A 26,909-nucleotide genomic window follows, 5' to 3' on the forward strand; every position below is an offset into this window, starting at 1 on the left:
CGGTCACCCGTCCTACGGGTGACCGGGCTCCGGCATGTCCGGGGTCGCACGTCCCGGAGCCGCCTTCCGTTCATGATCAATTCACTGGTGGAGGTCCGGCCCGCGGCAGTACGCTTCCGCGGATCACCGCACGCGACAACACGGGCGGGGCCGCGACCGGGGAGCCATCATGGGCGGCGGGAACATCGACGACGGGGAGAACACCTCCGAGGCGCCCGGACCGGAGCACCGTCCGCCGTCCGGTGCCTTCCGGGAGATCCGGCAGGCGGCGCGCGCCGCGCAGGCGCTGATTGTCGGACAGACCGCGTTGCAGCTCGCGCTCGCGGCCGTCGGCGGCACCGGCTCGGCGGCCTTCCGCCGGACCGCCCCGGTTTCGCTGGTGCTGTTTCTGGGCGCCGCGGCAGCTTTCCTCGTCTGGTTCCTGGCCTGCCGGGCGAACGCCGAGCTCCTCGCCCCCGGGTCGCAGCGGTACACCGAGGGACTCACCCTGTGCGGCTTCCTCGTCCCGGTGCTGTGGTGGATACCGGTCCGGGCGGCCCTGGACATCCGCGACGCGAGCGGCTCCACCCGGGGCAGTGCGCTGATCATCGCGTGGTGGGCCGCGTTCGTCGCCAAGACGGCCGGCTCCGCGGTGGTGAACGGGACCGGCCCGGCGAACGGCGGGTTCTCCCCGTACGAACTCGTGGCCGGGGTGCTCGCCGCCGTGACGGCGGTCCTGGTGATCCGGCGGATCACCACCGACGTGGACGCCGCGACCGGGGCCGCCCGGCCCCTGCCGCCGACCGCCGATCGTCCCGCCGTCTGACGCCCGGCCCACGCGAAGATGCCCGGCCGCCCCCTCTGGAACGGGCGACCGGGCATCCGTGTGCGGGCCTCACGGCCGTGTTCGGGGTGCGGGTGCGGTGGCGATCAGGACGCGGTGCAGACGCTCACGGTGGGGGCGGCGGTGTTGCCGTTCGCCTGCACGGTGAACCCGAAGCTGGTCGAAGCACCGGCCGCCAGGCTGCCGTTGTAGCTGGGCGTGACCGTCATGACCTTGCCGGTGCTGTCCCAGGCGGTCGTGCCGTTCCAGACGCCGGTGGTCGTCTGGCCGGTGCCGAGGGTGACCTTGACGCTCCAGCCGGTGATCGCGGCGGAGCCCGCCGTGATGGTCACCTGGCCGTTGAAGCCGCCCTGCCAGGTCTGCGTCGCCGTGTAGGCGGCGGTGCAGGTCTTCGACCCGGTGCCGGTGCCCGGGTCGGTGCCGCCGCCGGTGCCCGGGTCGGTGGTGCCTCCGCCGGAGGAGCTTCCGCCGAGGGCCGTCAGGACCGCGGTGTAGGCGGCCTTCTTGCCGTAGTTGTCGTCGAAGAGCAGCGGGGTGCCGCTGGCGCGCCACGAGTACTTGTCCGGGATGCCCCAGACGGTCATTCCGGTGCAGCGGGTCACGGCGAGGCAGGCCTTGACGACGTTGCTGTAGTTGGTGGCCTGGGCGCTGCCGGAGCCCTCGATGTCCAGCTCGGTGATCTGCACGTCGACGCCGAGGTCGGCGAAGCGCTGGAGGTTGGCCTGGTAGTCGGACGGGACGGGCGAGTTGCTGTTGAAGTGGCTCTGGAAGCCCACGCAGTCGATCGGGACGCCCCGGGCCTTGAAGTCCTTCACCATGTTGTAGACGGCGTTGGACTTCGCGTTCACACCGTCGGTGTTGTAGTCGTTGTAGCAGAGCTTCGCGGCGGAGTCGACGCTCCGGGCGGTCTTGAACGCCTCCTCGATGAAGCCGTCGCCCAGCTTGTCCTGGAAGGGCGAGGAGCGCCGCGCGCCGCTGCTCCCGTCCTGGAACGCCTCGTTGACCACGTCCCAGGCGTAGATCTTGCCCTTGTAGTGGGTCATCACCTGGGTGATGTGGTTGTTCATGGCGGTGCGCAGGTCGGTGGCGGCGAGGCCGCTCACCCAGCTCGGCAGCTGGGAGTGCCAGACCAGCGTGTGGCCCCGCACCTTCATGTTCTTGCTCTGGGCGTGGCTGACGATCGAGTCGGCGTTGGAGAAGTTGAAGGTGTTGCGGGTGCCCTCCACGGCATCCCACTTCATCTCGTTCTCCGGCGTCACCGCGTTGAACTCGGTGTCGAGCGTGGTCGCGTAGCCCGACTCACCGAGGTGGTTGGCGGCGACGGCCGTACCGAAGTAGCGACCCGAGCCCGCGGCTGCGGCGCCCAGGGTGCTGCCGGCGGCCTGTGCGCTGCCGGAGAGCGCGACGACTCCGGTGACGGAGACGAGGCCCGCTCCGCCGAGGGCGAGGGCCCTGCGGGCGAAGGTGCGGAACGGGGAGCGGTGCCGCCCGCCCGCGTCGGACACGTTGATGGTCATGACTGCTTCTCTCTTCCGTGGTCGGACAGGGAGGAACTGACCGCCGGGGGACGGCCACAATCAGGGGCATGCTGCGCAACAAGTGCCATGCGCATGCCAAACATGGGCGGGGCGCCGGGCCCCTTCCGCTCGACGGGCCGCGGGCCGGGTGGGCCGGTGCGACGCGGCGTGGTCGCACCGGCCCGTGCCGGTCGGGTCAGTGCCTGCCGTGGCGGGGCGCGGCGGCGCGGAGGCCGTCGGCGAGCGCGGTGTAGGCGGGCTTGCGCACGAAGTTCTCGTCCATGATGTTCGCGGAACCCTGGCCGGAGAACGTGCCCGGGACCCAGGAGTACTTGTCGCTGAAGCCCCAGACCGTGAAGGACTTGCAGCCCCGGACGGCGATGCAGGCGTCGAGCAGCCTGCGGTAGTCCTGGGCCTGGCGCGCCTGCTTGGCGTCGTCCACCGGCAGCGTCATCCGCACGTCGATCTCGGTGAACGCGGTCTGCAGGCCGAGGGCGTCGAACCGGGCCAGGTTGTCGCCGACGTCGCCCGGGAAGCCGTACTGGATGTCCAGGTGGCCCTGGATTCCCAGACCCTGGACGGGGATGCCCTGGGCGAGGAGCTTCTTGGCCAGGTCGTAGTAGGCGGTGGACTTGGCGTTCACGCCCTCGACGTTGTAGTCGTTCATGAAGAGCTTCGCCTTGGGGTCGGCCGCGTGGGCCCACTTGAAGGCGTCGGCGATGTAGGACGGGCCGAGCTTCTGCAGCCACAGGGAGTCCCGGTAGGTGCCGTCCTCGTCGAAGACCTCGTTGACGACGTCCCACTGGTAGATCTCGCCCTTGAAGTGGCGGACCTCGTCGGTGATGTGCTTCTTCAGGATGGCGCGGAGCTCGCCGGTGTCGATCGAGCCGTCCGCGACACCCGAAGTGAGCCAGCCGGGCAGCTGGTTGTGCCAGACCAGCGTGTGGCCACGCACCTCCTGGCCGTTCTTCTTCGCGAACGCGACCAGCTTGTCCGCCTGCGACCAGTCGTAGGTGCCGCGGGCCGGCTCCACGACCTCCCACTTCATGACGTTCTCGGCGGTCACCGAGCTGAACTCGGCGGCCACGTCGGCCCGGTAGGGGGCGTCGGTGGCCAGCGCGCTGGTGTCGACCGCCGTTCCGACGAGCAGGTCCGGACGCGCCGCGAGGGTACGCAGCGTCGCCTCGTGCCCACCGTGACGGGCGGGGGCCGCCTGGGCGGCCGTACCGAGGGTCAGCGCGGCCACGGCACCGGTGGCGACGGCGAGGGCGAGTCGTCTGGACAGCATGGTGCAACTCCTCATAAGGGTGGGACTGGGGTGCGTCGCGCCGACCAGGACTCCGACCCGGCCCCCTGATCTTCCGAAACTCTCTCGACAAGAAGCAGGTGGTGCTCCGCCCATCTCACCGGTTCGGGAGAGGGGACAATAGCCTGGACTTACCGGATCGTTCAGACACAAATCACCCCGCCGGGTGGTGCGCTGAGCCGTTCTTCGGCGCTGAGACAGATCCTGGGGCATGTATTGCCGCCGAAACAATGGCGCGTCACAAACGAAACATTTTCGTTCGAGATATCCCCGTCGAACAGGACGATTCGACGACTCCGCGCCCCGGAATCCGGACACGGGCGTCCCCCGGGCGGGCGCACCCGCGACGGCACCGCGCCGGACAGAGCCGCGTCCGGCCGGACTCCCCCGAGCCCCCGGGCCAAATCCCGACACCAGCCGCCCCGGCCGCCCCCGCCTCACCCCGTGCCGCGACACCACAGCGCCCCGCCCGACCCCGACCCACCGCGCCCACCACGACGGGTCACCGCCCGACCGCTCCGTGTGACGTGGCTAACTTTTGTATTTTCAGGCGGACTTGCTCCGTTCGACTCCCCACATACTGTGCGGAGCACGGGAGTTCGCTTCGTCCGTGTTGCGCCCGGTCGGTCCGGCGCCCCGATCGTCCGCCTCGGCACTTCAGGCCCAACAGGGCACTGTGGTACCGGAGATCGCGAATGAGCCGGGATCGCGGTGGAAGTCTCCCTTGTGTCTGAACTTCACGGGAACTCCAGCGAAATGGCACGTGTGTGGATATCGTGCACCGAGCGATGGCGCATCCGCAGGTCCCCGGGATCGGCGGGTGCGCGGCGTTTTGGGGATGCAACTGTGACTGGGGGGTTCATGGGGCATGTCGAAACACCTGAATCTGACATATCCGGGCCGGTGGGACTTCGGCGTCCGCCACGCCCCCGTTCCACGGCACCCGGGAACCGCGCGACGGCCCTGGAGCAGCTCTGGAGGGCCCCGACAGCACAGCGCGACCTGACCGATCACGCACGTCCCGGGCGGCGGGCCGGCCGCTGGGGTACGCCCCTCACGGTCCTGACCGAGACCGTGGGGATGGCCGTTCCCGCCTGGGCCGTGCTGTCCGCGCGGGGGCAGCCGGTGGCCCTGCCCACCGCCGCGATCGCGGCGCTCGTCTGGACCGGGGTACGGGCCGTCCGCGGGCGCCACACCGCCGGGCCGCCGCGGAGCGCGGCCGGAGCGGCGGGCACCCTGGGCGACTGGCTGGTCTTCGTCGGTCTGCTCGCCGTCGCCTGGGCCGTGGCCGGCGACGCCGTGGACCCGACCGTCGCCCTGGTGGCCGCCGCGCCCGGCGCGGCGGTGGCGGTGGTGACCTCGGCCGTCCGGCGGCGGGCCCGCTCAACGCACCGCCGCCCTGCCCTGCGGGTCCTCGTCGTCGGCGACGCGTCCGGCGTGGACACCGTGGCGGGTGCCCTCGGCCCCCGTACGCAGAAGGGGGGTTACGCCGTCGTGGCGGCCGTGCCCGTGGGGGCGGCGGAACCGGAGCACGAGCTGCCGCTGACCGGGAGGCTCGGGGCCGACGGGACGGACGACGACGTCCCGACCGTGCTCGCCGGGGCGTACGCGTACGACGTGGATCTGGTCCTCGTGGCGCCCGGGCCGCTGCTCTGCGGCGACCGGCTGCGCCGGCTCGGCTGGGGGCTGCACGACGGGGGCATCGCGCTCTGCGTGCTCTCCGCGCTCTCCGGCATCGCCACCTCCCGGGTCCGGCCCGCCTCGGTAGCCGGGATGACCCTGCTGCACGTCACCCCGCCGCTGCGGCGGGGTCCGCAACCGGCGCTGAAGACGGTGCTGGACCGTACCGGCGCGGTGTTCGGGCTGGTGCTGCTGGCCCCCCTGCTGCTGGCGGTGGCGCTGAGCGTGCGGCTCTCCTCGCGCGGGCCCGTCTTCCACCGGCAGATCCGTCACGGGCGCCACGACCGGCCGTTCACCATGTGGAAGTTCCGCACCATGGTGGTCGACGCCGAGTCCCGCAAGGCGGAGCTGACCGGCTCCAACGAGGTGGACGGCCCGCTGTTCAAGATGCGCCACGATCCCCGGGTGACCACGATCGGCCGGGCTCTGCGACGCACCTCGATCGACGAACTCCCGCAACTCTTCAACGTGTTGCGGGGTGACATGTCCCTGGTAGGTCCGCGCCCGCCGCTCCCCGAGGAAGCGGCCGACTACGACGACCGCGAGCGAAGACGGCTCGCGGTGAAGCCCGGACTGACCGGCCTCTGGCAGGTCAGCGGCCGGTCCGACCTCTCCTGGCAGGAGTCGGTCGCGCTGGACCTCTGGTACGTCGACAACTGGTCGGTCTCCACCGACGTGAACCTGCTGGCCCGTACGGTGCGCGCCGTCACCGACGGCCGCGGGGCCTACTGAGAGGCCGGAGTGGAGACCATACGAGCAGTCCGGGTGCCCCGCGCGCGGCGGGGCACCGGATCGTCCGGTTCACCCGAGGGCGGCGTCCCTCTCGCGCCACCAGGCGTAGGTCCCGGCGATGCCGTCCCGCAGGGAGATCTTCGGCGCGAAGCCGAGGGACGTCAGGCGCTCCACGTCCAGCAGCTTGCGCGGGGTGCCGTCGGGCTTCGTGACGTCCCAGGTGATCTCACCCTGATATTCCGTCACGTCCCGCACGGTCTCGGCCAGTTCGCGAATGGTGAGGTCGTCGCCGCAGCCGACGTTGACCGGCTCGTCACCGTCGTACGAGGTCAGCAGGAGGGCGCAGGCCGCGGCCAGGTCGTCGACGTGCAGGAACTCGCGGCGGGGGGTGCCGGAGCCCCAGAGGGTGACGGAGGGCGCCCCGTCGCGCTTCGCCTCGTGGAATCGGCGGATGAGCGCGGGCAGGACGTGCGAGGTGGCCAGGTCGAAGTTGTCGCCGGGGCCGTAGAGATTGGTCGGCATGGCACTGATGTACGAGGCGCCGTACTGCCTGCGGTACGACTGGATCTGCACGATTCCGGCGATCTTCGCCAGCGCGTACGCCTCGTTGGTCGGCTCCAGGGGGCCGGTGAGCAGCGCGTCCTCGCCGATCGGCTGGGGGGCGTGCTTGGGGTAGATGCAGGAGGAGCCGAGGAAGAGGAGCCGTTCGGTGCCGGCCGCGTGGGCTCCGGCGATCACGCTCAGCTGGATGCGGAGGTTGTCCTCCAGGAACTGCACCGGCCAGGTGCTGTTCGCCATGATTCCGCCCACCTTGGCGGCGGCCAGGACGACGGCGTCCGGCCGGACGTCCTTCAGATACGCCTCGGTCCGCGCACCGTCGCGCAGGTCGAGGAGGTCACGGCCGCGGGTGAGGACCTCATGGCCGTCCGCGGTCAGGCGGCGGACCACCGCCGAACCGACCAGTCCGCGGTGACCCGCCACGAATATGCGTGCGCCCGGGCGCAGTAGAGGGCGATCGGATTCCTGAGGAAGGCCGGGGAGATCAGTCGTCATGGCTCGGATTGTGCCAGTGGGAACTCGGCACTGTGACCTTTTCACCGCAAACCACTCACTTCACGCAATACCGGGTTAACAAACGCCGTTCAGGCGACCACAGAAGGGGGGAGTCATGGCCAAGACCGCACTCATCACCGGCGTGACCGGACAGGACGGCTCGTACCTGTCCGAGCTGCTGCTCGACAAGGGCTACACGGTCCACGGGCTCATACGCCGTTCGTCGAGCTTCAACACCGAGCGCATCGACCACATTTACCAGGGGCCCGAGGAGGCGGACCGCTCCTTCGTGCTGCACCACGCGGACCTCTCCGACGGGGTGGCGCTGGTGAACCTGCTGCGCGAGATCCAGCCCGACGAGGTCTACAACCTCGGTGCCCAGTCGCACGTCCGGGTCTCCTTCGACGCGCCCCTCTACACCGGGGACGTCACCGGCCTCGGCGCGATCCGGCTGCTGGAGGCGGTGCGCGCCAGCGGCATCGAGACCCGCGTCTACCAGGCGTCGTCGTCCGAGATGTTCGGTTCCACCCCTCCCCCGCAGAACGAGAAGACGCCGTTCCACCCGCGCAGCCCGTACAGCGTGGCGAAGGTGTACGCGTACTGGGCCACGGTCAACTACCGTGAGGCGTACGGGATGTTCGCCGTAAACGGCATCCTCTTCAACCACGAGTCCCCGCGCCGGGGCGAGACCTTCGTGACCCGCAAGATCACCCGGGGGGTGGCCCGCATCAAGGCCGGACTCCAGGACCGGCTGCACCTGGGGAACCTGGACGCGGTACGCGACTGGGGGTACGCCCCCGAGTACGTGGACGCGATGTGGCGGATGCTCCAGCGCGACACCCCGGACGACTACGTGGTGGCGACCGGCGAGGGGGTCAGCGTCCGGCAGTTCCTGGAGCACTCCTTCGCCCATGCCGGTCTGGACTGGCGCGAGCACGTGCGGTACGACCCGAAGTACGAACGCCCCAGCGAGGTCGACGCGTTGATCGGTGACGCCTCCAAGGCGGAGGAGCTGCTCGGCTGGAAGCCGGAGGTGCGGTCCATGGAGCTGGCGCGCATCATGGTCGACGCGGACGTCCGGCTGCTGGAGGCGCAGCTCAGCGGCGCGGCCGTGCGGGTGGACCGGTGAGCGCGCCACGCCGCCCCGGCGAGGGGTGGCGGCGGGGCGGGGTGGGCGCGACGGTCCTGGCGCTGGCGGCGGGGGTGCTCTCCGCCTCGGCGGCGGGTGCTCCGCCGGCCGCGGCGCTGACCGCGCCGGTCGGGTTCACCGCGGACAACCTGTCCACCTACCAGACCAACGGCATCGTGTGGGCGCTGGCGGAGGCGAACGGGGTCGTCTACGCGGGCGGCACCTTCTCGCAGATCCGGCCCGCCGGGGTGGCGGCGGGCGGCGCGGGTTCGGCGGCTGCGGTGAACTTCGCGGCGTTCAACGCGGCGACCGGGGCTCCGGCCGGCTGCTCGCTCTCCTTCACCCGCAGCAGTGGCACGGCCACGGTGCGGGCGTTCGCGCTCTCGCCGGACAAGTCGACGCTGTACGCGGGTGGTTACTTCAACGCGGTCAACGGGACCACCAGCAACGGGCTGGTCGCCATCAACACCGCGACCTGCGCGGTGCGTTCGGGGTTCGCCCCCAACTTCGGCGCGACCGTGCGGGCGCTGGACGTGGCCGCGGACGGCACGGTGTACGCGGGTGGTGACTTCCAGACAGTCAACGGCAGCGCCCGCCGCTTCTTCGGGGCGGTGACCCCGGCGGGCGCGCTGACCGCGTGGAACCCGGACGCGGACGACCCCGGGCGGGCCCTGAAGGTCACCCCGGACGGTGCTTCGGTGCTGATCGGGGGCGACTTCACCACGGTCGGCGGCACCGCGACGCACGCACTCGCGGTGACGGACGCGGCCTCCGGCGCGCTCACCCACACCTACCCGAACGGATTCGTCCCGGCGTCCGCGGTCGTCAAGGACATCGTCACGGACCAGGCGTCCGGCGGCTGGTACGTCGCGGGCGAGGGCATGGGGGGCAACTCCTTCGACGGGCGCATCGCCATGGAGCTGGACGGGTTCGGCCAGCGCTGGCGCGACACCTGCCAGGGCGCCACGCAGGCGCTCCGGGTCTACCGGGGCGTGCTGTACGCGGGCAGCCATGTGCACGACTGCTCCACCATGGGCGAGTTCCCGAACCAGGTGCGCAAGCATCTGACGGCCCAGTCGGTGGACGGTCCGGCGATGCTGGGGTGGCTGCCGGACACCAACGACGGCATCGGCGAGCCGGTCGGGCCGCGCGCGCTGACCGTGGCCGGCCGGGACGGGCGCGACTTCCTCTGGGTGGGCGGTGAGTTCACCACCGTCAACGGCTCTTCCCAGCAGGGGCTGACCCGGTTCGCCAACACCCCGGACACGGGTGCGCCCGCCGTACCGGTGGTGAGCGTCTCCTCGCCCCGGGCCGGGCAGGTGAGGGTCGGCTGGCGTTCCTCGCTCGACCTCGACGACTCCTCGCTGACCTACCGGGTCTACCGCAACGGCGCGTCGGCCCCGGTGTACACCACGACGGGCTCCTCGCTCTTCTTCAGCCGTCCGCAGCTGACCTTCACGGACACGGACGTGGTGGCCGGGCAGACGTACTCCTACCGGGTCAGCGCGAGCGACGGCACCAACACCAGCGCCCAGTCCGCCGCCGTCTCCGTCACCGCGGCCTCCTCCGCCTCCCCGTACCAGGAGCGGGTGCTGGCGGACGGTGCCGAACTGTACTGGCGGTACGACGAGGCGGGCGGGGCGTTCGCCGCGGACGCCTCGGACGGGCTCGACGGGGGCGTCTACGTCAACGCGCCGACGTACCGGGCGGCGGGGGCGGTGGCCGGTTCGACCGCGCTGGGCCTGAACGGCACGGACGAGTACGTCTACAGCGACCGGCTGCACCACCTGACCTCGCCGTCGCCGTACTCGGTCGAGACGTGGTTCCGTACGACCTCGACGACCGGGGGCCGGATCGTCGGCTTCGGCAACAACATCGGCTTCGACACCGGCCACACCAGCACCATCTCCGACAAGATCGTCTACCTGACGGACGACGGGCGGCTCGCCTTCGGGGTCCAGACCGGCAACGCCCGGCCGACCATCACCACCACCGCCGGCTACAACGACGGCGCCTGGCACCACGTGGTCGCCACGCAGGGCCCGGCGGGCATGGTGCTGTACGTGGACGGCACGGTGGCCGGCACCGACGCGGCGACCGGGAACCGCTCGTACGACGGGTACTGGCGGGTCGGCGGGGACGCCATGAACAACGCGTGGCCGAACCGTCCGACCAGCGGCTATCTCTCCGGGCAGGTGGACGAGACCGCGGTCTACCCGACCGCCCTGACGGCGGCGCAGGTCGCCGCCCACCACGACCTCGCGGACGCCCCGCCCGTGCCCGGCGACGGGGGCGGCGGCGCGGACACCACGGTCGCGCTCACCCCGGTGGAGGACGCCTACGTCAACAGCGTCGCCCCGAACACGAACTACAACGACAACCAGCTCGCCTCGCGCGGCACCACCGCGTACCTGGGCTATCTCCGGTACGACCTGCCGGCGGCCCCCGCCGGGCAGGTGCTCAAGGGCGCCCGGATCGACTTCCGCACCTCCTCGGACTCGACGGCGGGTACCGCCGAGAGCCACCAGGTGGTGCCGGTCACCGGTGCCTGGACCGAATCGACGGTCACCTACAACACCCGGCCGGCGCTCGGTGCGACCGTGCTGGGGACCATCACCGGCGCGACCGCCGTGTCCACCGGCTACTCGGTGGCACTGGACGCGCCGGCCCTGGGCGGGGCCCTCGGCTCCACCACCTCACTCGCCCTGACCAACACCGGTACGGACAGCCTCCGTATCTGGTCGAGCGAGGTCTCCACCGCGGCCTACCGGCCGCAGCTCGTTCTCACCTTCGGAGCTGAATGATGAACGGACGTACGGGGCGGAGATCCGCCGGACGTGGCCGCAAGCGCGCCGCATCCGCCGCTCTCTGCCTGCTGGGCGGGGCCCTGACCGCGACCGCGGTCGGGACCTCCCCGGCGGCTTCGCTGACGCCGCCGGTGTCGATCACCGCCGACGACCTCTCCACCTGGCAGACCAACGGCATCGTCTGGTCGATGGCCGCGACCGGTAACACGGTCTACGCCGGGGGCACCTTCTCCACGGTGCGCCCGCCGGACGCCGCCGCCGGGACCTCGGAGACGCCCGCGGTGAACTTCGCCGCCTTCGACGCGGCGACCGGCGCACCGAACGGCTGCTCCCTGTCGTTCACGCTCTCCTCGGGCACCGCGACCGTGCGGGCCCTCACCCTCTCCCCGGACGGCCAAACGCTCTACGCGGGAGGGCAGTTCGGCTCGGTGAACGGCGTCGGGGTCAGCAACATCGTGGCGATCGACACGGCCACCTGCACCCCGCGCAACGACTTCAAGATCGCGGTGTCGGCGACCGTCCGCGCCATCGCCGTCACCGACGACACCGTCTACTTCGGCGGCGACTTCAACAGCGTGGGCGGCCAGACCCGGCAGAAGTTCGCCGCCGTCACCACCGGCGCCGACCTGCTGCCGTTCACCGCCAACGCCGACGAGGTCGCCCGCGCGGTCGAAGTGACCCCGGACGGCCAACACGTGCTGCTCGGCGGTGACTTCCTCACCGTCAACGGCACCACCTCGCACGCGCTGGCCGTGGTCGACGCCACCAGCGGGGCGGTGACGACCGCCTATCCGGGCTTCATCCCCAACACCTCCACGGTGCAGGACATCACCACCGACGCCACCGGTTTCTACACGGCTAACGAGGGCACCGGCGGCGGGGTGTTCGACGGACGCATCGCCATCGACCTCGACGACTTCCAGCAGCGCTGGCGGGACACCTGCCTCGGTGCGACCCAGGCCGTGCTGGTCCATTCGGGCGTGCTCTACAGCGGAAGCCACGCCCACGACTGCTCCAGCATGGGCGAGTTCTCCGACCAGCCCCGCCACCACCTGCTGGCCCAGTCGGTGACCGACCCGCAGCTGCTGCCGTGGGCACCCGACACCAACGACGGCATCGGTGAACCGGTCGGCCCCCGGGTGATGACGCAGACGGACACCGGCGGCCACCACTACCTGTGGGTGGGGGGCGAGTTCACCACCGTCAACGGGGCGGCCCAGCAGGGGCTGACCCGGTTCGCGGACGGCCCCGACACGGGGGCACCATGGGTGCCCAACGTGCAGCTGTCGACCGTCGTACCGGGGCAGATCGATGTCAACTGGCAGACCAGTTCCGACACCGACGACGGGCTGCTGACCTACCGGATCTACAAGGACGGTGCCACCACCCCGGTGTACACCACCACCGGGAACTCGATCTTCTGGGACCGGCCGCAACTGCGCTGGACCGACACGGCCGTCGCCGCCGGGGAGACGCACTCGTACCGGATCACCGCGAGCGACGGCACCAACACCAGCGCCAAGTCCCCCGCCCTGTCAGCCACCGTGGCCTCGGCGGCCGAGGCGTACCCCACCAAGGTGCTGGCCGACGGCGCGACGCTGTACTGGCGTTACGACGAGGGCACCTCGACCTTCGCTGCGGACACCGGGACCGGGCTGGACAACGGCTTCCTGCGCAATGCCCCGTCCTACCGGCAGACCCCGGCCGCGATCACGGGCGATTCCACGGCCATCGGGTTCAACGGCACCGACGAGTACGCCTACAGCAACCGGCGGCACGCCAAGCCGGGCGCCTTCTCGGTCGAGACCTGGTTCAAGACGACCACGACCAGGGGCGGCAAGCTCATCGGCTTCGGCAACCTGACCATGCAGAACAGCACGGCCTACGACAAGCACGTCTACATGACCAACGACGGCAGGCTGGTGTTCGGCGTCAACGACGGTTCGAAGCGCACCATCACCACCCCCGCCTCCTACAACAACGGCGCCTGGCACCACGTCGTCGCGACCCAGGGCACCGGCGGTGTCGCCCTCTACGTGGACGGCGTGCTCCGGGCCTCCAACTCCTCGTACCGGAACAACCAGAACTTCACCGGTTACTGGAGAGTCGGCGGCGACGCCCTCAGCGGCTGGGCCAACAACCCCACCAGCGCGTTCTTCGCCGGTCAGCTCGACGAGACCGCCGTCTACCCGACGGCGCTGAGCTCCACGCAGATCGCCGCGCACTACGCCCTCAGGACGGGCTGATGAGGAACCCGCTCCTGGCCGGCGCTGCCGTCGTCATCCTGACGGCGGCGCTGGCCGCGTGCGGCTCGTCCCACGACGGGAACGACCCGGAGGCCGCGGCGGCACCCCGCCCCGCGGCCTCCGGGCCCTCCGTCGCGGGCCCCACCGCCGCGACACCGACCGACGGCCCGGCGTCCGGTGGGGACACCGACGCGTCCCCCACCGCGCCCGCGGCCGAAGGCCCCAAGGTCCCCACCGACGAACTGACGCCCGCCACCGGCACGTTCACCAAGAAGGAGAAGGAGTACCTCACCGACCGGGTACCCAAGGGCATGGACCCGGCGGCCGTCCTCCAGACCGGCCAGGAGACCTGCGACAAGCTCGACTTCCTGGTCAAGGCCGACCGCCGGATCGCCGTCGGCTCGATCGTCACCGGCGAAGTACCCGACGCCGCACCCGCCGTCGCCCACCTCTGCACCGGACACCAGGACCTCGTGGACGAGGCCGCGCTCGGCTACGCGGACGGCACCCGCACCGGCAAGGAACTGCGCCCGGGCCGCTACCGCTCGGTCTCCCCCACCGCCGCCTGCACCTGGCGGACCGAAGGAGCCGGCGGCAAGGTGCTCGACCAGGGCTCCTCCGCGAGCGGTCAGCCGGTGAGCATCACCCTCCCCGCGGCCACCCGCACCTTCACCTCCACAGGCTGCTACGCCTGGCTGCCCGAAGGAGACAAGAGTTGAGCGAGTTGAGCAAGCTGCCCATCGCCGTGGCGATCCCCACCAAGAACGAGGGCCTCAACATCGCCGAGGCGGTCAACTCCGTCCTCGGCCACTTCGAGGCGGTCGTCGTCGTGGACTCGCACAGCACCGACGACACGGCGAAGATCGCCGCCGAGTGCGGCGCCGAGGTGGTCGAGTACACCTGGGACGGCGGCCACCCCCGCAAGAAGCAGTGGTGCCTGGAGAACGTCCGCACCGACATCGACTGGATCCTCGTCCTGGACGGCGACGAACGCCTCAGCCCCGGACTCCTCGCCGAACTCCGCACGCTCTTCGCCGACCCCGCCGCGCCGAAGCCCGCCGCGTACGACATCCCGCTCGGCTACTGGTTCTCCGGCAAGCGGCTGCGCCACGGCTACACCATCCGCAAGCGCTCCCTGACCGACCGCACCCGCTGCGCCTACCCGGAGGTCGGCGACCTCGCGGCCCCCGGCATCGGCGAGGTGGAGGGCCACTACCAGCCCGTCGCCGACTCCGCCCAGGCGCTGCGCAACCCGATCGAGCACCAGGACCTCGACCCGGTGACCGCGTGGTTCGAGCGCCACAACCGGTACTCCGACTGGGAGGCCTGGCTGGAACACCACCCCGACGTCAAGGAACAGGTCCGCCGGGTCAAGTCCCGCCAGGGCCGGCTGTTCCACAAGGCCCCGTTCAAGCCGCTGGTGTCGTTCGCGTACATGTACGTCTACCGGCGCGGGTTCCTGGACGGGCGCGCGGGGCTGGACTTCGCCCTGGCGATGAGCTTCTACCGGTGGCAGATCGCGCTCAAGTCGCGGGAGGCGCCCCGGGGGTGAGGCGGTCGCGAGGTTGAGCTCTCGATCGCCGCCGACGCGCAGGCTCCCGAAGCAAAAATTCGCACCGAGCTCCCTCACCCCAGCGGCCCCGCTCGCTTGCTGCCTGATCACCCGCCGACCGATCAAATCATTGTGTTAGCCGTTGTAAACGGCCGCCCACGCAAAACGCTCGGCTGGGAAACCCCAGCCGAGCGCCTGCATAAAATGCTCGCGGCCTGATCAACACAACCACGTATTGCGACGACATCTAGAAACCGCCAGCATTCCGGCGGGCCTACGGCAGATCCTCGGCGACATCAAATCCGACAGAGGCCAGTCCGCTCATCTCTGAACATCGACACCACCCGGAGATGTCTCGAACATTCCGAGAAAATTAGCCAGCGTCTCGCAATTCTTCAATCGAGGCAGAAATTAGGCCTAGATTCCCCTCTAGCCCGGCTAGCCCTTGAGCACTCTCCAGGAAATATACGGACCGAGACCTAAGCTCGCTACTAAATAGCCCACACATGAGAATTAGGTCGATACAAGCCGTACGAGAATCAAGCGTTGCGCTCGTTTCAAGAATCTCCACGTAGGCCGGATATCCTAGGCTGATCTCTTTCATACACTCCGCTTCGGACGCAGGGCCGTATACGCCCGGATCCTCCTCGCTCACCACGGCGGCCGAAATATCCGAGAGAATCCCTAGAATTAGATCTTCAGAATAGTCCGAGCAGCGCCATAGGCAATGAACGAGGCTAGACGCCAAGGCGGCTGAGGCTTCACATAGAATTCCTTGCGCAAATGTGACCTGCTCCACCTGGCGCGCAGCGCTCACCGCGACCTCCCGACTACCAGCGCGGGAAAGGTCCCGGAGAGCATCCTCGAGTATACGAGCATCACCAGAGACCCCTTGGAGTGATCCCCAGGAATGCCGTCTCAGTTCAAGGTCCATACCGGCCCCAACCACCCTTCTGCACTATTGATCGAAGCGGCTCAATACGTCTGAATCGAACACTGTACCCGCCCCCTTGAACCCACTACGCCCGAACTGGCCTTCGCATGCGACGCAAATATTGATCAGCGCCCCAGTCCGAGGCCTCACGGCAGCAGTGAATACAATCTTCGACGGGTCGCCTCCGAGCTGATTGACAACGCAAGTCTCTGCGCAGACACCCTTGACTGATGCGCCTGCGGCGTACTGTCCGGTCTCCGAATTATATCCAGCCGTGACAGTGGCTGGCCTCTTCCTATTGGAGAGCTGGGCCATTTCTCCGGCGTACTCATCTCGAAGCCCTTCCGCCTTCGACATGAGTTCATCTGGACCCAGACCTGCACTGTCTCGGGGACCAGTTCCACAATTGTGAACCAGTACGGGGGTGGCCCCCGCCAGCACATAGTACGCGTGGATGTCAGTGATGGTGAGGTCGTGGGTCAGTTGCGGCTTGGTGAAGTGACGGACCCCCGTGACCTGCACCACGGTGCCAGCGCTCGTGCGCAGCCACTGTCCGACCCAAACATTTCCAGCGTCCACCCATTTCTTCAGCTCTGGAATCCAGAACGGATGGGTATCAGTGGCGACGATGGACGAGTAGCCCTTGCCAACGTGGATACTGATCTCGGTGAAATCCTTGTCGCCCACCGTAGTGATGGTGTCGGCAACAGACCTCGTGGTCGTTTTTCCGGTTTCCACGTCGGTAGTGACAACCTCATCACCGACCTCTACATCCTCGATGGCTTTGTGCGTGCCGTCTGCCAGGAGGACTCCCGTTCCCGGGAGGAAGCTGTGACAGCCGAAGATCGCTTTCGCTATCTTGGGTGCCGCTGCGGAGAGTGCTTCGCCTCCCGCCCCTCCTGCTGCGCCGAGAACTGCACCCGTGGCCATGTCACCGAATACGCCGGTAACGCTGTGGTCAGCATCGGGTGTCATCCAGTTGCCGACGGCGGCGCCTGCCGCGCCGGATATGGCTCCGCACTGGGTGGCCAGGGCGAGGCTCGCTCCGCCGGTCTCTACGGCGGTGGCGCCTGAGACCGCGTAGCAACCTGCACCGACGACAACCTCGGTGCCCAGTTGGACGAGGAAGACCTTGTTGTCATCCACCCATTCGGTTGTGTTGTCCCAACCCGTTTCGATGACCGAGCCAACACCCGTTACAGCGCCCTTGAGATGGCAGCTCCAACTGCAGTCGTCGCCCCCGTCCCCTCCACCTCCGTCGCTGTTGCCGCTGCTGCCGCTGCTGCCGCCTACGTCATAGGAATCGTTCGCCTTCTGGAGTTCTTCGGCGTCGAGGCCATTGAGGTTGGAGCTGCCGGAACGGTCAGCCTGACTCTTGAGGCCGGTGGGGTCGCTCTTGGTGACAGGGCTGTTGCCGGCGTAGCTGTAGCCGTTGAGCTGTTGGGTGTCGGCGAGGTCGAGGACGGGGTCGACGCTGATGAACTGGCCGATTCCCGGGTCGTATTCGCGTGCGCCGATGTGCGTGAGGCCGGTGGTGGTGTCGGCGGGCTTTCCGAGGAAGGCCTTGTCGTCGGGCCAGGCTCCCGCGGTGGTGCCGCGGGATTCGCCGAAGGGCGAGGTGTAGCGCTTGGTGACGGCCTGGGTGGAGGAGTCGAGGGAGATGTTGCTGGTGCCGTGGTTGTCTCCCGCGAGGAAGCTGAGCTTGGTTCCTGCGGTGCCGACCGTCGCGGTGCGCAGCGCGATCGTCTGGCCGGCGGCGCTGTAGTAGCGGGTGCCGGTGACGGTCTTGGTGCTTCCCTTGGTGGTCAGGCGGACTTCGGTGGAGCCGAGGTAGAGGACGGTGTCGCCGTCCCCGGTGGCGCGGCGGATGAGGAGTTCGCCGTCGGCGTCATAGAGGTAGCTGGTGTTGAGTGCCGGCTTGCTGCCCGCGGCGGGCTCGGCCGTGGTGGTGAGGTTGTCCTCGGCGTTCCAGGTCAGGGTCTGGGTGGCCTGGGTGCCGGGGCGGGTGAGGGTGTTGCCGTTGAGGTCGTAGGTGTAGGTGGCGGCTGTGGCGCCGGTGGTCTTGGCCAGCGGGTGTGGCTGTCCGGCAGTGGTGCCGTACGTGTAGTTGGTGGTGGTGTTGCCGCTCGCGCTGTGGGTGACCTCGGTGCTTCGCTGACCGGAGTTGTTGTACGTGTAGCTGGTCCAGTACGGGGCCGGTCCGCCGATGTTGGACTGGGCGCGGTTGGCGGCCGAGCAGTTGTTGGTGGTGGGGGTCCAGGCTTCGGTCAGGCGGCGCTGTGCGTCGTAGGCGAAGCACTGGAAGTCGGCGCCGGTGGTGCCGCCCTGGGTGGTGGCGTCGGCGATGGAGGTGACATTCCCGGCCTGGTCGTAGGCGTAGGTGAGGTCCTGGAGCTTGTAGTTGTGGGTCTGGTCGGTGACGTCCGAGGTGAGCAGGCGTCCCGTGCCGGTCTCGTAGGTGGAGGCTATGTAGGCCTTCTTGGACGCCTCGTTGGTGCCGAGGCTCAGCAGGGTGGGCTGGCCGAGCGCGCTGTAGGTGGCGTCGAGGAGGTAGGAGGAGTTGCCGACGAGGCCGGTGGTGAGTCCGAGGTTGTTGTTGTAGGTCGGCTCCAGTACTTCCTTGGGCAGGCCGGCCACCGCGGGTTCGATGGAGTCGTTGAGGGTGCCGTCGAGCTTGTAGGCGGTGTGGAAGGCCGTGGTCGCTGTGACTGCGCCGGAGGTGACCAGCGGGTCGGTCGCGGGGAGGGTCAGGGTCGTGTCCTGGGCCCTGCCGATCGTGTCGTAGGCGGTGACGGTCTTGGTGTACGCCTTGCCGGTGACGCCGCCGTCGTAGCGTGTGGCTGCTGCTGCGAGCCCCTTGCCGTGGTCGGCGGTGTCGAAGGTCCAGGCGGCGAGCTTGTTGGCGTCGGTCCGGGAGGTCTTCCACAGATCGGTCTTGCGTCCGAGCTCGTCGTACGTGTAGAGCAGGACGTTCTTGTCCGCGTCCGTGGTGGTGTCGACCTGGTCGAGCGCGGTGTAGGTGGTGGTGGTCGCGCCCTTGTCCGGGTCGGTGGTGGACACCTGCCGGCCGTAGAGGTCGTAGGCGTAGGTCCACTTCGATGCGTCGGCTTCCGAGACAGCGGTCAGCGGGAGGCCGTCGAGGGTGGAGGTGCTGGTGACCTGGGTGTAGCTCGCGGCCTGTGCGGCGGTGGCACCGTACTGGGTGTCGGCGGGGGTGGTGCCGGCGTAGGTGCGGGTCGCGGTGGTGCGGCCGAGGGCGTCGGTAATGGTACGGGTGGCGTTGCCGCCGTCGGGGGCGGTGGTCGCCGTGGAGTCACCGGTGTAGGTGGCGGTGGTCTGCCACTTCTGGGTCGTCAGACCGAAGAACGTGGTGGTCGTCGGGCGTCCGGCGGCGTCGTGGGCGGTGTTGGTCTGGGCGCCGGCGGTGCCGTACTCGACCTTGGCGTACACGCCGTCCGGCGACTTCGAGTCGTCGTAGGCCTGGTCGTAGGTCTCGTAGGCGAGGCCCCGGCTGTCGTAGCGCGTGTCGGTCAGGATGCGGCCGGTGAGCGGTGCGGGGACCGGGGACTGCGTCTGCAGCGGGCGCAGCAGCGAGTCGTAGAGGCTGTAGGTGGTGGTGTAGGTCTTGCCGTCGGCGTTGAGGGTGGAGACCGAGGTGGCCGACGGGGTGGCGGTCCTGATCGCGTAGGTGTAGGTGGCGTTGGCGCTTTCGCCGCCGGTCTGGGTGCGGTTGGGCAGCCAGGTGGCGGTGGTGCGGCCCAGCGCGTCGTACGTCGCGTCGGTCTTGCCGCCGTTGGCGTCGTTGCTTCGGGTCTGCAAGCCACGGGCCGGCTCGAAGTAGGCCCACGACTTCTGCGCTTGACCGCTGGCGGCGAGGGTGGGGGTCGTGGTCGCCGTGATGGTGACCGGGCCCTTGTCCGCAGGGGTGTAGGCGGTTGTGGTGGTGTGTCCGGCGGCGTCGGTGACCGTCAACGGCCGTCCGAGCTTGGCCGCCGCGGTGTCGTAGGTGGTCTTGGAGACGGTCTGCCAGCCGGTGGGCGTGCGGTCGGCGGTGCCGGACACGGCCGGGTACCCGGTGGGTCGGCCGACCCAGGTCGCCAGGCCGAGGGTCGGGGTCTGTGTCGCGGACCAGCCGGTCGCGGCGGTGTTGTCGTAGACCGTGGCGGTGTCGGAGAGGACGTCGCCGCGCGTCGCGCTGCTGGTGGGCAGGGTCAGCTGTCCGTCGTCGACGCAGGTCCTGGCGACCTTGCGGACCCGGCTGACGAGGCTGGTGAGTCCCTTGTCGGGGTTGCGGGCGTACCAGGTGCGGGTACAGGTCTCGTCGCCTGTCTTCGCCTGGTCGCCGGAGGTCTCTACGGTGGCCGCCATGCCGTAGCTGTCGTACGTGTGGGACGTGGCGGTCGAGCGCCACGCGCTGGTGGCGGTCAGCCAGGTGTACGCGGTTTCGGTGGACGGCCTGAGGTAGAAGGCTTCGGTGTCGGCGTAGGAGTGGTGCTGGGTCGCGGTGACCTTGAGGTAGTAGGTGTTGAGGTTGAACCCGATCGGGGTGGTCCCGTTGTAGGTGACCGTCTGACGGACCGATCCGGCGAGACGCTCGGTGTCCGGCACGGCCGCGATGGTCGTTCCGGGCATGGTGACGGCCGGGATCGTGGCGGTGCGGGTGGTGCCGTCCAGGCGTTTGTCACCGTTCATGCCCTGCATGTAGACCGTGGTGGTCTTCGTCTGCGGGCCGTCGGTCCGTCCGGTGGTAACGGTGACGTTGCGGTACCCGCGCCAGTCGGACCAGGTGCGGTCCTTCTCCGGGGTGATCACGCTGTCGTCGAAGTGCCAGGCGGCGCCGGAGTAGGCGTACTGGTACTCCAGGCTGCTGGAGCCGGCCGGATCGTCGGTGACGACGGCGGTGACGCGGTACTTGTGGAACCAGTCGACGTCGGTGTCTTCGTCACCCTCGTAGTTCCACTTCTGCGGGTAGCAGGAGGTGGTGGAGTTGTCCTCGGCAGGGAGGCTGCTGCGGACGCACTCGGGCTGGTTGTAGGTGACGGTGGTGATCGCTCCGGTCTCGGAGGTCACCGTCAGCATGCGCGGGCGCGAGAGGGCGGTGACGCCGTCGATGACGGTGTCGACGCGGTTGGGGCGCAGCGTGTAGCCGAACTGGATGGCCGGCAGGGCGATTTCGCCGTTGGACTTGCCGGTGCGCTGGATCGAGGTCAGTGCCAGGACCTGGTCGGAGGTGTCACCGGCGTCCTGCCCGTCCTCGAAGTGCTGCTTGAGGCTGTACGAGTCCACCGGCAGGAACGCGGTGGTCTTGGCGTCCCAGGAGAACGTGTTGACGCCGGTCAGCCGCTTGCGGGTGAAGAACGAAGGGCTGGTGGCGAGGCAGTCGGTGGCCGTGTCGGCGCAGATGGCGTCGAAGGGCACGTCGGGCCAGTTGTCGGCCGTGTCCTCGGTCAGCGACGAGCAGTCGGAGGCGGTGCAGCGCTCGGCGTAGTCGAAGGTGACCTTGTTCGAGGCGTAGCCCTTGGCCGTGCCGGTGGTGCCGGAGAAGAGGGCGTCGGCGCGCTGCCCGTAGAGGATCTCGGTGGGCCGGGAGGCGCGGGTGTAGGACGCGAGAGCGGTCTTGTCGCCGTTCTTGGCGTAGTAGTTGGTGTCGTTGGTGTACCAGGAGGTGCTGGCGTTGCCGTGGACGTCCTGGACGAGGTCGAGGTTCCACCGCCAGGCCTGCTGGTAGAAGCGCTTGTCGAAGCTGGTGCCCTTGCCGTAGCCGGGCTCGTCGGCGTCGTCGCCGAAGACGGGGGTGGTCAGGACGCTGTTGGTACGGGCGTCGTTGGCGCCCGGCAGCTTGTTCAGCCCGAAGGTGTAGGCGGTGCCGTCGCCGGTGACGACCTTCCAGTACTCGCCGGCCCCGTCGCCCTTCTGGGCCGCGCCGACGCCGCTGACCGCGTCGCCCTGGTCGCCGTTGTCCGCGCCGGTGAGGTGGAAGACCTGGGAGGCGTCGTCGTCCTTCAGGTGCCAGACGCCGGTGGTGTCGTCCTTGACGAGCTCGGTGGACTTGCCGTTCAGGACGAGGCTGGCGTTGTCGTACTTCCAGCACAGGTCGTTCTTGTCGTCCTGGCCGTCGTCGTCGCAGGACCCGTAGGACCGTTCGACGTACGACTGGGTGAGGGAGAAGCCCTCACCGATCAGGGACGCCTGGTTGTTCGTGTTGGACGTGCGGCCGTCGCTGCTGCCCGAGTCGTAGGACAGGCTCAGGCTCGGAGCGGGTCCCGCCGCGGCTTTCGGAACTTCGAGCCCTTCGGACCAGGTGAAGGAGCCGGAGGAAGCTCCTGCCGACCAGCTCGACGCGGCACTCAGGTCCGTCGCCTTGAGGTCGCCGGAGCCCTTGACCGAGGTCGGCGCGGTGGCGGCCAGTGCGAAGACCGCGGGTGCCTCCGTGCTGCCGAACGTGGCGCTCAGGGTGACCGCGGCGCTGACCGTCTGCGTTCCCGGGTCGTTGACCGAGTCGACCGGCGTGGAGGCGCGGCAGGCTTCCTTGGTGGGGTCGGTGAGCACACAGGCCGGGTAGCGGAGCAGACCGAGCCGTCCGGACCAGTCGCCGCCGATGACCGAGGCGAAGGAGCCGTAGTTGAGGCTGACTTCCGTCTCACCGGGCGTCTGGGCAGCCGCGGTGAACAGCACACCGGTCACCCCGGCGGCGCGCGCGGACTTCTGGGAGAGGACCTCGACGGTGCTCGTGCCGGCGGCCTGTGCGGGGCTCTTGTCCTGCTTCGCGGCACGCTTCTTGGCGGGGACCACACCGAGCGAGGCGAGCTTCTTGTGGTCGCCCTTGGCGATGGTGCCGGTCAGTCGCTGCGCGGCGGGCCAGGCGGCCTTCTGCTCTTCGGCCGCCCGGCGTGCGGATGCCTGGTTCGCGGCCTTGGTGTCCGCGGCGAGCTTGCGGGCCTTGGCGGCTCCGGGGCCGGGGGTGGTCACCGACGCGACGTGGTCGGTCGGCACGTCGGGGCGGCCGAGGCCGCCCGCCGCAGCCGATGCCAGGGGTGTCAGGGATGTGGGGGCCGACAGGACGACGGCCAGACCCACGACGAGGGAGGCTCGACGGCCTCGGTGTGAGGGTCTTGGCCGGTTACGCCATCGTGGGCGCGCACGGAGAAACACGGAAACTCCCATGTCTGGAAGGTGAATGACTCATGCGGAAAGCGGCTGTGAAGCCGATCGGTCGAAGCAGGGCACCTGGACCGAAGAGTGGGGATGCGGACTCGCGACCACCTCGGGCCGGCGGTCCGCACGGTCCGGTTGTGGGCGTCCCACCCATGGCGGGACGCCCGCAACCGGCGCTGCGGCAGGGTCAGATGCCGGAGCTCAGGGCACCGGCCCACACGTTGACGGCCCCGACGCTGCCGGGCAGTTGGTGCTGCCAGGTGCTGCTGGTGAAGCCCTTGCCCGCGGCGAAGCTGCCGGTACCGACTTCGGCGGTGAACACGGTGTCCACGTCCTGCCGGTCGGACCCGCGGTACAGCCGGATCACACCGGGGTTCGAGGCGTTGGGCGCAACGTCCTGGGCGTCGAACACACCGGTCAGCGTGACCTCACCGTCGATGACCTCGGTGCTGGAGACGACGGAGGTGCCGGTGCCGTCGGCGGTCAGGCGTCCGAAGTGCCATCGTCCAGTCGGGAGCATGTCGAACTCCCCCGTGTCGTCGTTCGGGTAGGCGCTCTCGACGTCCGCGGTGCGCTCGAACCAGATGCCCCACGAACTGCCGGTGGCGGTCTGCTGCCCGGCCACCTGCGCCAGGTAGCCGACCGGCTTGCTCTTGATCAGCTCGGGGTCGATCTGCACGGTCGCGGAGACGGAGAACGAGCCCGAGTCGTCCACGAGCGGACCGGAGACCGTGGCACCGTCACCGGCCGCACCGGTGAAGTTCAGGTGCTCGCCGTCCACCATCGACGCGGAAGCGACGGTCATCGGCCGGCCGTAGCCGGAGCCGTCCTGGACGGTCTGGCCGGTGGCCCCCGCCGGGTCCCACTGCCCCACGAGCTCGACCGCCGGGAGCTTCGACTCCCCGTCGTCCGTGCTCTCGTCGTCGTCCAGGAGCATGGCCTCCTGGACGACCTCCGACTGCGGGATCGCGTAGTTCCACACCGCCACCTCGTCCACGGAGCCCGCGACGTAGTCGGTGTAGGTGTCGGACCACTGGGTCCGGCCGATCTGCAGGGGGCCGGTCGACTGGTACGCGGTCGTGTAGGACACGGGCTGGCCCTGCGCCACGCCGTTGACGTAGAGCAGAATCGTCTTGTCGGTCGCGTCGTACACGGCGGCCAGGTGCGTCCACACCCCGGCCTGCGCGGGCCGGACCGACACGGATCGCGCGTAGGTCCAGGAGCCGGATGCCGGGACATCCGCGGAGACGCCGCGGAAGGACCACTTGCCGCTGACCTCGTAGCCCAGGTAGAAGGCGCTGCGGTGGACACCGTTCTGGCTGAGGATGGTCCGGTTGCGGGAGAGGTCGTCGAGCTTGACCCACGCGGCGACGGAGTACGACTTGGTGGTGTCGATGAGCGGGTCCGTGGTGGCCGCGTAGGCGGTGGTGCCGTTCAGGGACAGCGCCCGGTCCTCGGTCACCGTCTCGACGCCGTCGGCGTCGATGGTGGTGACGTCACCGCGCCGGCCCTGTTCGTTGCGGGTCGCCCCGCCGGCGAGGACGGCGTCGTCCGGATTCGTGCCCCCGGTGTCGGCGGCCGGGGCGGTGTCGGTCGTCTCGGTGAAGTGGTAGCGGCCGACGGCTGCAGGCGGTGAGGCGACCTTGATCTCCACGACGGTGGACTCGCCGTAGTCGACGGTGTCGCGGGCCTCCACCTCCAGAGTGATGGTTCCGTCCACTGTGGGGGTCATCGTGACCGTCGCGGTGTTGCCCGTCGTCACGACGTCCTTGCCGCCCTCGAAGCGGTAGCGGTAACCGGACACGGTCTCCCCGGCAGCCGGGGTCAGCTTGAAGGTGACGGGCTGCCCGGGACCGCCGGCGGGGACGCAGACGTCACCGCACGCGGAGTACGGCGCCTGCGGCACCGCGGTCGGCGCCTTGGGCCGGGCCCCGTCGTAGCGGAAGTAACACCAGCCCGTACCGGACGCGTTGGACGGCCCGGCCGAGTAGTCCGTACCGGTGTAGTACGAACGGGTCCAGGCCCTATACCGGTTGAGAACACCCTCGCCGAGCGTCGCCGCACGAACGGTCTGCCGAGTCCGGGCAACCACATAGCCGGACGAGGGGCTGAGGATGTCCGCCTTGTTCGTCCACGCCTTGGTCGTCGGGTCCTGCTCCTCGACGTCCATGACGGTGCGCAGGTTGCTCTCCTCCACGACCTTCACCTTCCCGGGTGCCGGCTTGTCCCAGCCCGCGGCGCTCGCCACGGTCTGCGGAGTCGCCGTCAGCGCCGGCTGCGGGTCGGAGACGATCGTCGGCTTCAGAGGGTCGACCGAACACACCTGCGTGGTCGGCCCCTTGGAGATCCCGATCTGGGTCGGCAGGGCCGGCTTGGCCGCGTAGACGACCCGCAGGCGCGCGTCGTCGTCGAACCGCTTCCACGAATTCGTGTCCGACTCCGACTTCGCCATCAGCATCAGCGTCAGCCGGGAGAACTTGCCGTCCGCGAACGACTTCACCGTCGGCGCGAGGTTCTCGTCCGGCTCGTCGACGTTGTCGTGAAAGGTGACCGTCGCACGGGGCTGCGCCGGGCTGCACTCACCACCGCGACCTGCCGAGACCTGCCGATCGCCCATCTGGTCGAGCTTCGTCGGCCCCGGCCACTTCGTCGCGGACGAAATGTTGTTGGTCCGCTCCAGGTCGACCCAGGTCGCGTCGCAGGAGAACGACCACGTCTCCGTGATGTCGAAGTACGCGTCCCGCACGTCCTTGCCCTTGAGCTGGTACGGGTCGAACTCGAAGTACATCCGGTTCGTGTACGGCGTGCCGGTGGTGCAGTAGTACGCCTTGCCCCCGATGACCTCGTAGCCGCACTTGCCGACACTCATGCCGTTGGTGCCGCCGTCGAAGTTCCAGAACACGTCCCCGTCAGACGACAGAACGGTGCGCTCGGACTCGTTCAGCGCGATCGTCGGGTCGATGAACAGCGGGAAGTGGGCAGGGTCGGTTCCGGTCAGCATGCCGGAGTCCGGTACGACGGTGATCCGGTCCGGGCCCAGCTCGGTCGCCATCGCCTCGGACGTGTCACCGTTGCCGGGACCGTCCAGAGGATCGATGTCCACCCCGCCGGACACGTCCACCCCCGTGGCGTCGACGGCGCTGCGGGCGGCGGCAGAGGCGGGCTGCGCCGCCGTGTCGCCGGCGCTGTCCCACATCCTTGCCGCCGGAGAGCGGAAGACCGTCTGCCCCTCCCCGTCCAGAGCGGCCAGACCACCTGCGGACTCGGTCAGCCGCAGTCCGTGCGCTTCGACGGGGAAGGCGAGCTTCTCCAGCGCGGGATCCGCAGCGGCCTCAGGGGTGTTGACCTGAAGTACCTCGCGGAAACCCTCCACCGTCGCGGTGAGCACCAGGTCGACGTCCGGCAGGACGTCACGGTAGACGGCCCGTTCGCCCTCGAGCACCGGTACCGGCAGATCGCCTCCCGGCCACGCGAGGCTGACCGAACGCCCCTCACGGGTGATCGACACCAGCTGGTCGTCGCCGCCGCCGGAGAACACCATCTGCGCGGCCGACGCCACCGGCGCCAGACTTCCGTCCGCCCGCTTGGCCAGCGTCGCGTCCGGCGCCTGCCAGCCGCCGCCCTTCTTGGCCACCCGGACCGGCTTGACCGACTGCTCCAGCGTGTACGTCTCCCCGTCCGGGTTCGCGTACGTCGTCGAGCGCTCCGTGCGCAAGCTCTCGACCTCGACCTGCTTCCCCGACTCAGCAGCCTTGAGGAGAGCCGCACTTCCCTCGGAAGGCGCGGCAGTTGCCACGGAATCCGACGCCTGGGCGGCGGCCACAGGGAGCCCCGTCCAGATCAACGCGCCCAGCGACGCGGCTGCAACAGCCGCGCGCACCCGCGCCCCACCCCACCTGTTCACACGAACCCCTCGCAAGATCAACATAACCGGAGGTGAGAGTTCCATGAAGGCACGGTGAAGACAATGACCAT

12 protein-coding genes are annotated in these 26,909 nt (G+C 69.4%); 7 read left to right on the forward strand and 5 right to left on the reverse strand.

Annotated features, from left to right (window positions below):
* Positions 1-169: 169 nt before the first annotated feature.
* Positions 170-805 (forward strand): DUF4328 domain-containing protein, encoded by a 636-nt coding sequence (locus ACFWEE_RS10540; RefSeq protein ID WP_386888204.1) that lies wholly within the window; start codon positions 170-172, stop codon positions 803-805.
* Between the two features lie 104 nt (positions 806-909).
* Here the strand turns inward: ACFWEE_RS10540 and ACFWEE_RS10545 are convergent, their stop codons facing one another.
* Positions 910-2,340 (reverse strand): endo-1,4-beta-xylanase, encoded by a 1,431-nt coding sequence (locus ACFWEE_RS10545; protein WP_386888205.1) that lies wholly within the window; start codon positions 2,338-2,340, stop codon positions 910-912.
* Between the two features lie 196 nt (positions 2,341-2,536).
* Positions 2,537-3,628: an endo-1,4-beta-xylanase gene (locus ACFWEE_RS10550; protein ID WP_386888206.1), complete on the reverse strand. Its 1,092-nt coding sequence runs from the start codon at positions 3,626-3,628 to the stop codon at positions 2,537-2,539.
* An 879-nt stretch (positions 3,629-4,507) separates the two neighbouring features.
* Between ACFWEE_RS10550 and ACFWEE_RS10555 the strand changes: the two genes are divergently transcribed.
* Complete coding sequence (locus ACFWEE_RS10555) at positions 4,508-6,058, forward strand: exopolysaccharide biosynthesis polyprenyl glycosylphosphotransferase (protein WP_386888207.1); 1,551 nt, start codon at positions 4,508-4,510, stop codon at positions 6,056-6,058.
* A gap of 69 nt (positions 6,059-6,127) precedes the next feature.
* On the opposite strand, the gene ACFWEE_RS10560 is transcribed toward ACFWEE_RS10555, so the two are convergent.
* Positions 6,128-7,111, reverse strand: a complete 984-nt coding sequence (locus ACFWEE_RS10560) for a GDP-L-fucose synthase family protein (RefSeq protein ID WP_386888208.1) — start codon at positions 7,109-7,111, stop codon at positions 6,128-6,130.
* Positions 7,112-7,226: 115 nt separating this feature from the next.
* Here ACFWEE_RS10560 and gmd point away from each other — a divergent pair, with 115 nt between their 5' ends.
* Genes gmd through ACFWEE_RS10585 form a run of 5 tightly spaced genes read left to right on the forward strand, consistent with a single transcriptional unit; the run spans position 7,227 to position 14,845 of the window.
* Positions 7,227-8,240, forward strand: coding sequence for a GDP-mannose 4,6-dehydratase (gene gmd, locus ACFWEE_RS10565; RefSeq protein WP_386888209.1), 1,014 nt, complete (start codon positions 7,227-7,229; stop codon positions 8,238-8,240).
* Positions 8,237-11,044 (forward strand): LamG-like jellyroll fold domain-containing protein, encoded by a 2,808-nt coding sequence (locus tag ACFWEE_RS10570; RefSeq protein WP_386888210.1) that lies wholly within the window; start codon positions 8,237-8,239, stop codon positions 11,042-11,044. The genes gmd and ACFWEE_RS10570 overlap by 4 nt, the downstream gene beginning before the upstream one ends.
* Complete coding sequence (locus ACFWEE_RS10575; protein WP_386888211.1) at positions 11,041-13,293, forward strand: LamG-like jellyroll fold domain-containing protein; 2,253 nt, start codon at positions 11,041-11,043, stop codon at positions 13,291-13,293. The genes ACFWEE_RS10570 and ACFWEE_RS10575 overlap by 4 nt, the downstream gene beginning before the upstream one ends.
* The gene (locus ACFWEE_RS10580) at positions 13,293-14,012 is read left to right on the forward strand and encodes a hypothetical protein (RefSeq protein ID WP_386888212.1); all 720 of its coding nucleotides are present in this window, start codon (positions 13,293-13,295) and stop codon (positions 14,010-14,012) included. The genes ACFWEE_RS10575 and ACFWEE_RS10580 overlap by 1 nt, the downstream gene beginning before the upstream one ends.
* A gap of 5 nt (positions 14,013-14,017) precedes the next feature.
* On the forward strand, positions 14,018-14,845 hold the full coding sequence (locus tag ACFWEE_RS10585; RefSeq protein ID WP_386888317.1) for a glycosyltransferase family 2 protein: 828 nt from the start codon (positions 14,018-14,020) through the stop codon (positions 14,843-14,845).
* 958 nt (positions 14,846-15,803) lie between these two features.
* On the opposite strand, the gene ACFWEE_RS10590 is transcribed toward ACFWEE_RS10585, so the two are convergent.
* Positions 15,804-22,856: an RHS repeat-associated core domain-containing protein gene (locus ACFWEE_RS10590; RefSeq protein WP_386888213.1), complete on the reverse strand. Its 7,053-nt coding sequence runs from the start codon at positions 22,854-22,856 to the stop codon at positions 15,804-15,806.
* A gap of 265 nt (positions 22,857-23,121) precedes the next feature.
* Positions 23,122-26,730 (reverse strand): LamG domain-containing protein, encoded by a 3,609-nt coding sequence (locus tag ACFWEE_RS10595; protein WP_386888214.1) that lies wholly within the window; start codon positions 26,728-26,730, stop codon positions 23,122-23,124.
* Positions 26,731-26,909: the final 179 nt, after the last annotated feature.

The organism is Streptomyces sp. NPDC060184 (assembly GCF_042728795.1).
Taxonomy (GTDB): Bacteria; Actinomycetota; Actinomycetes; order Streptomycetales; family Streptomycetaceae; genus Streptomyces.

Bases quoted from the DNA above. Each gene is read 5' to 3' on its own strand.
- ACFWEE_RS10540 (WP_386888204.1), top strand. From the start codon at position 170: ATGGGCGGCGGGAACATCGACGACGGGGAGAACACCTCCGAGGCGCCC.
- ACFWEE_RS10545 (WP_386888205.1), bottom strand. From the start codon at position 2,340: ATGACCATCAACGTGTCCGACGCGGGCGGGCGGCACCGCTCCCCGTTC.
- ACFWEE_RS10550 (WP_386888206.1), bottom strand. From the start codon at position 3,628: ATGCTGTCCAGACGACTCGCCCTCGCCGTCGCCACCGGTGCCGTGGCC.
- ACFWEE_RS10555 (WP_386888207.1), top strand. From the start codon at position 4,508: ATGGGGCATGTCGAAACACCTGAATCTGACATATCCGGGCCGGTGGGA.
- ACFWEE_RS10560 (WP_386888208.1), bottom strand. From the start codon at position 7,111: ATGACGACTGATCTCCCCGGCCTTCCTCAGGAATCCGATCGCCCTCTA.
- gmd (WP_386888209.1), top strand. From the start codon at position 7,227: ATGGCCAAGACCGCACTCATCACCGGCGTGACCGGACAGGACGGCTCG.
- ACFWEE_RS10575 (WP_386888211.1), top strand. From the start codon at position 11,041: ATGATGAACGGACGTACGGGGCGGAGATCCGCCGGACGTGGCCGCAAG.
- ACFWEE_RS10580 (WP_386888212.1), top strand. From the start codon at position 13,293: ATGAGGAACCCGCTCCTGGCCGGCGCTGCCGTCGTCATCCTGACGGCG.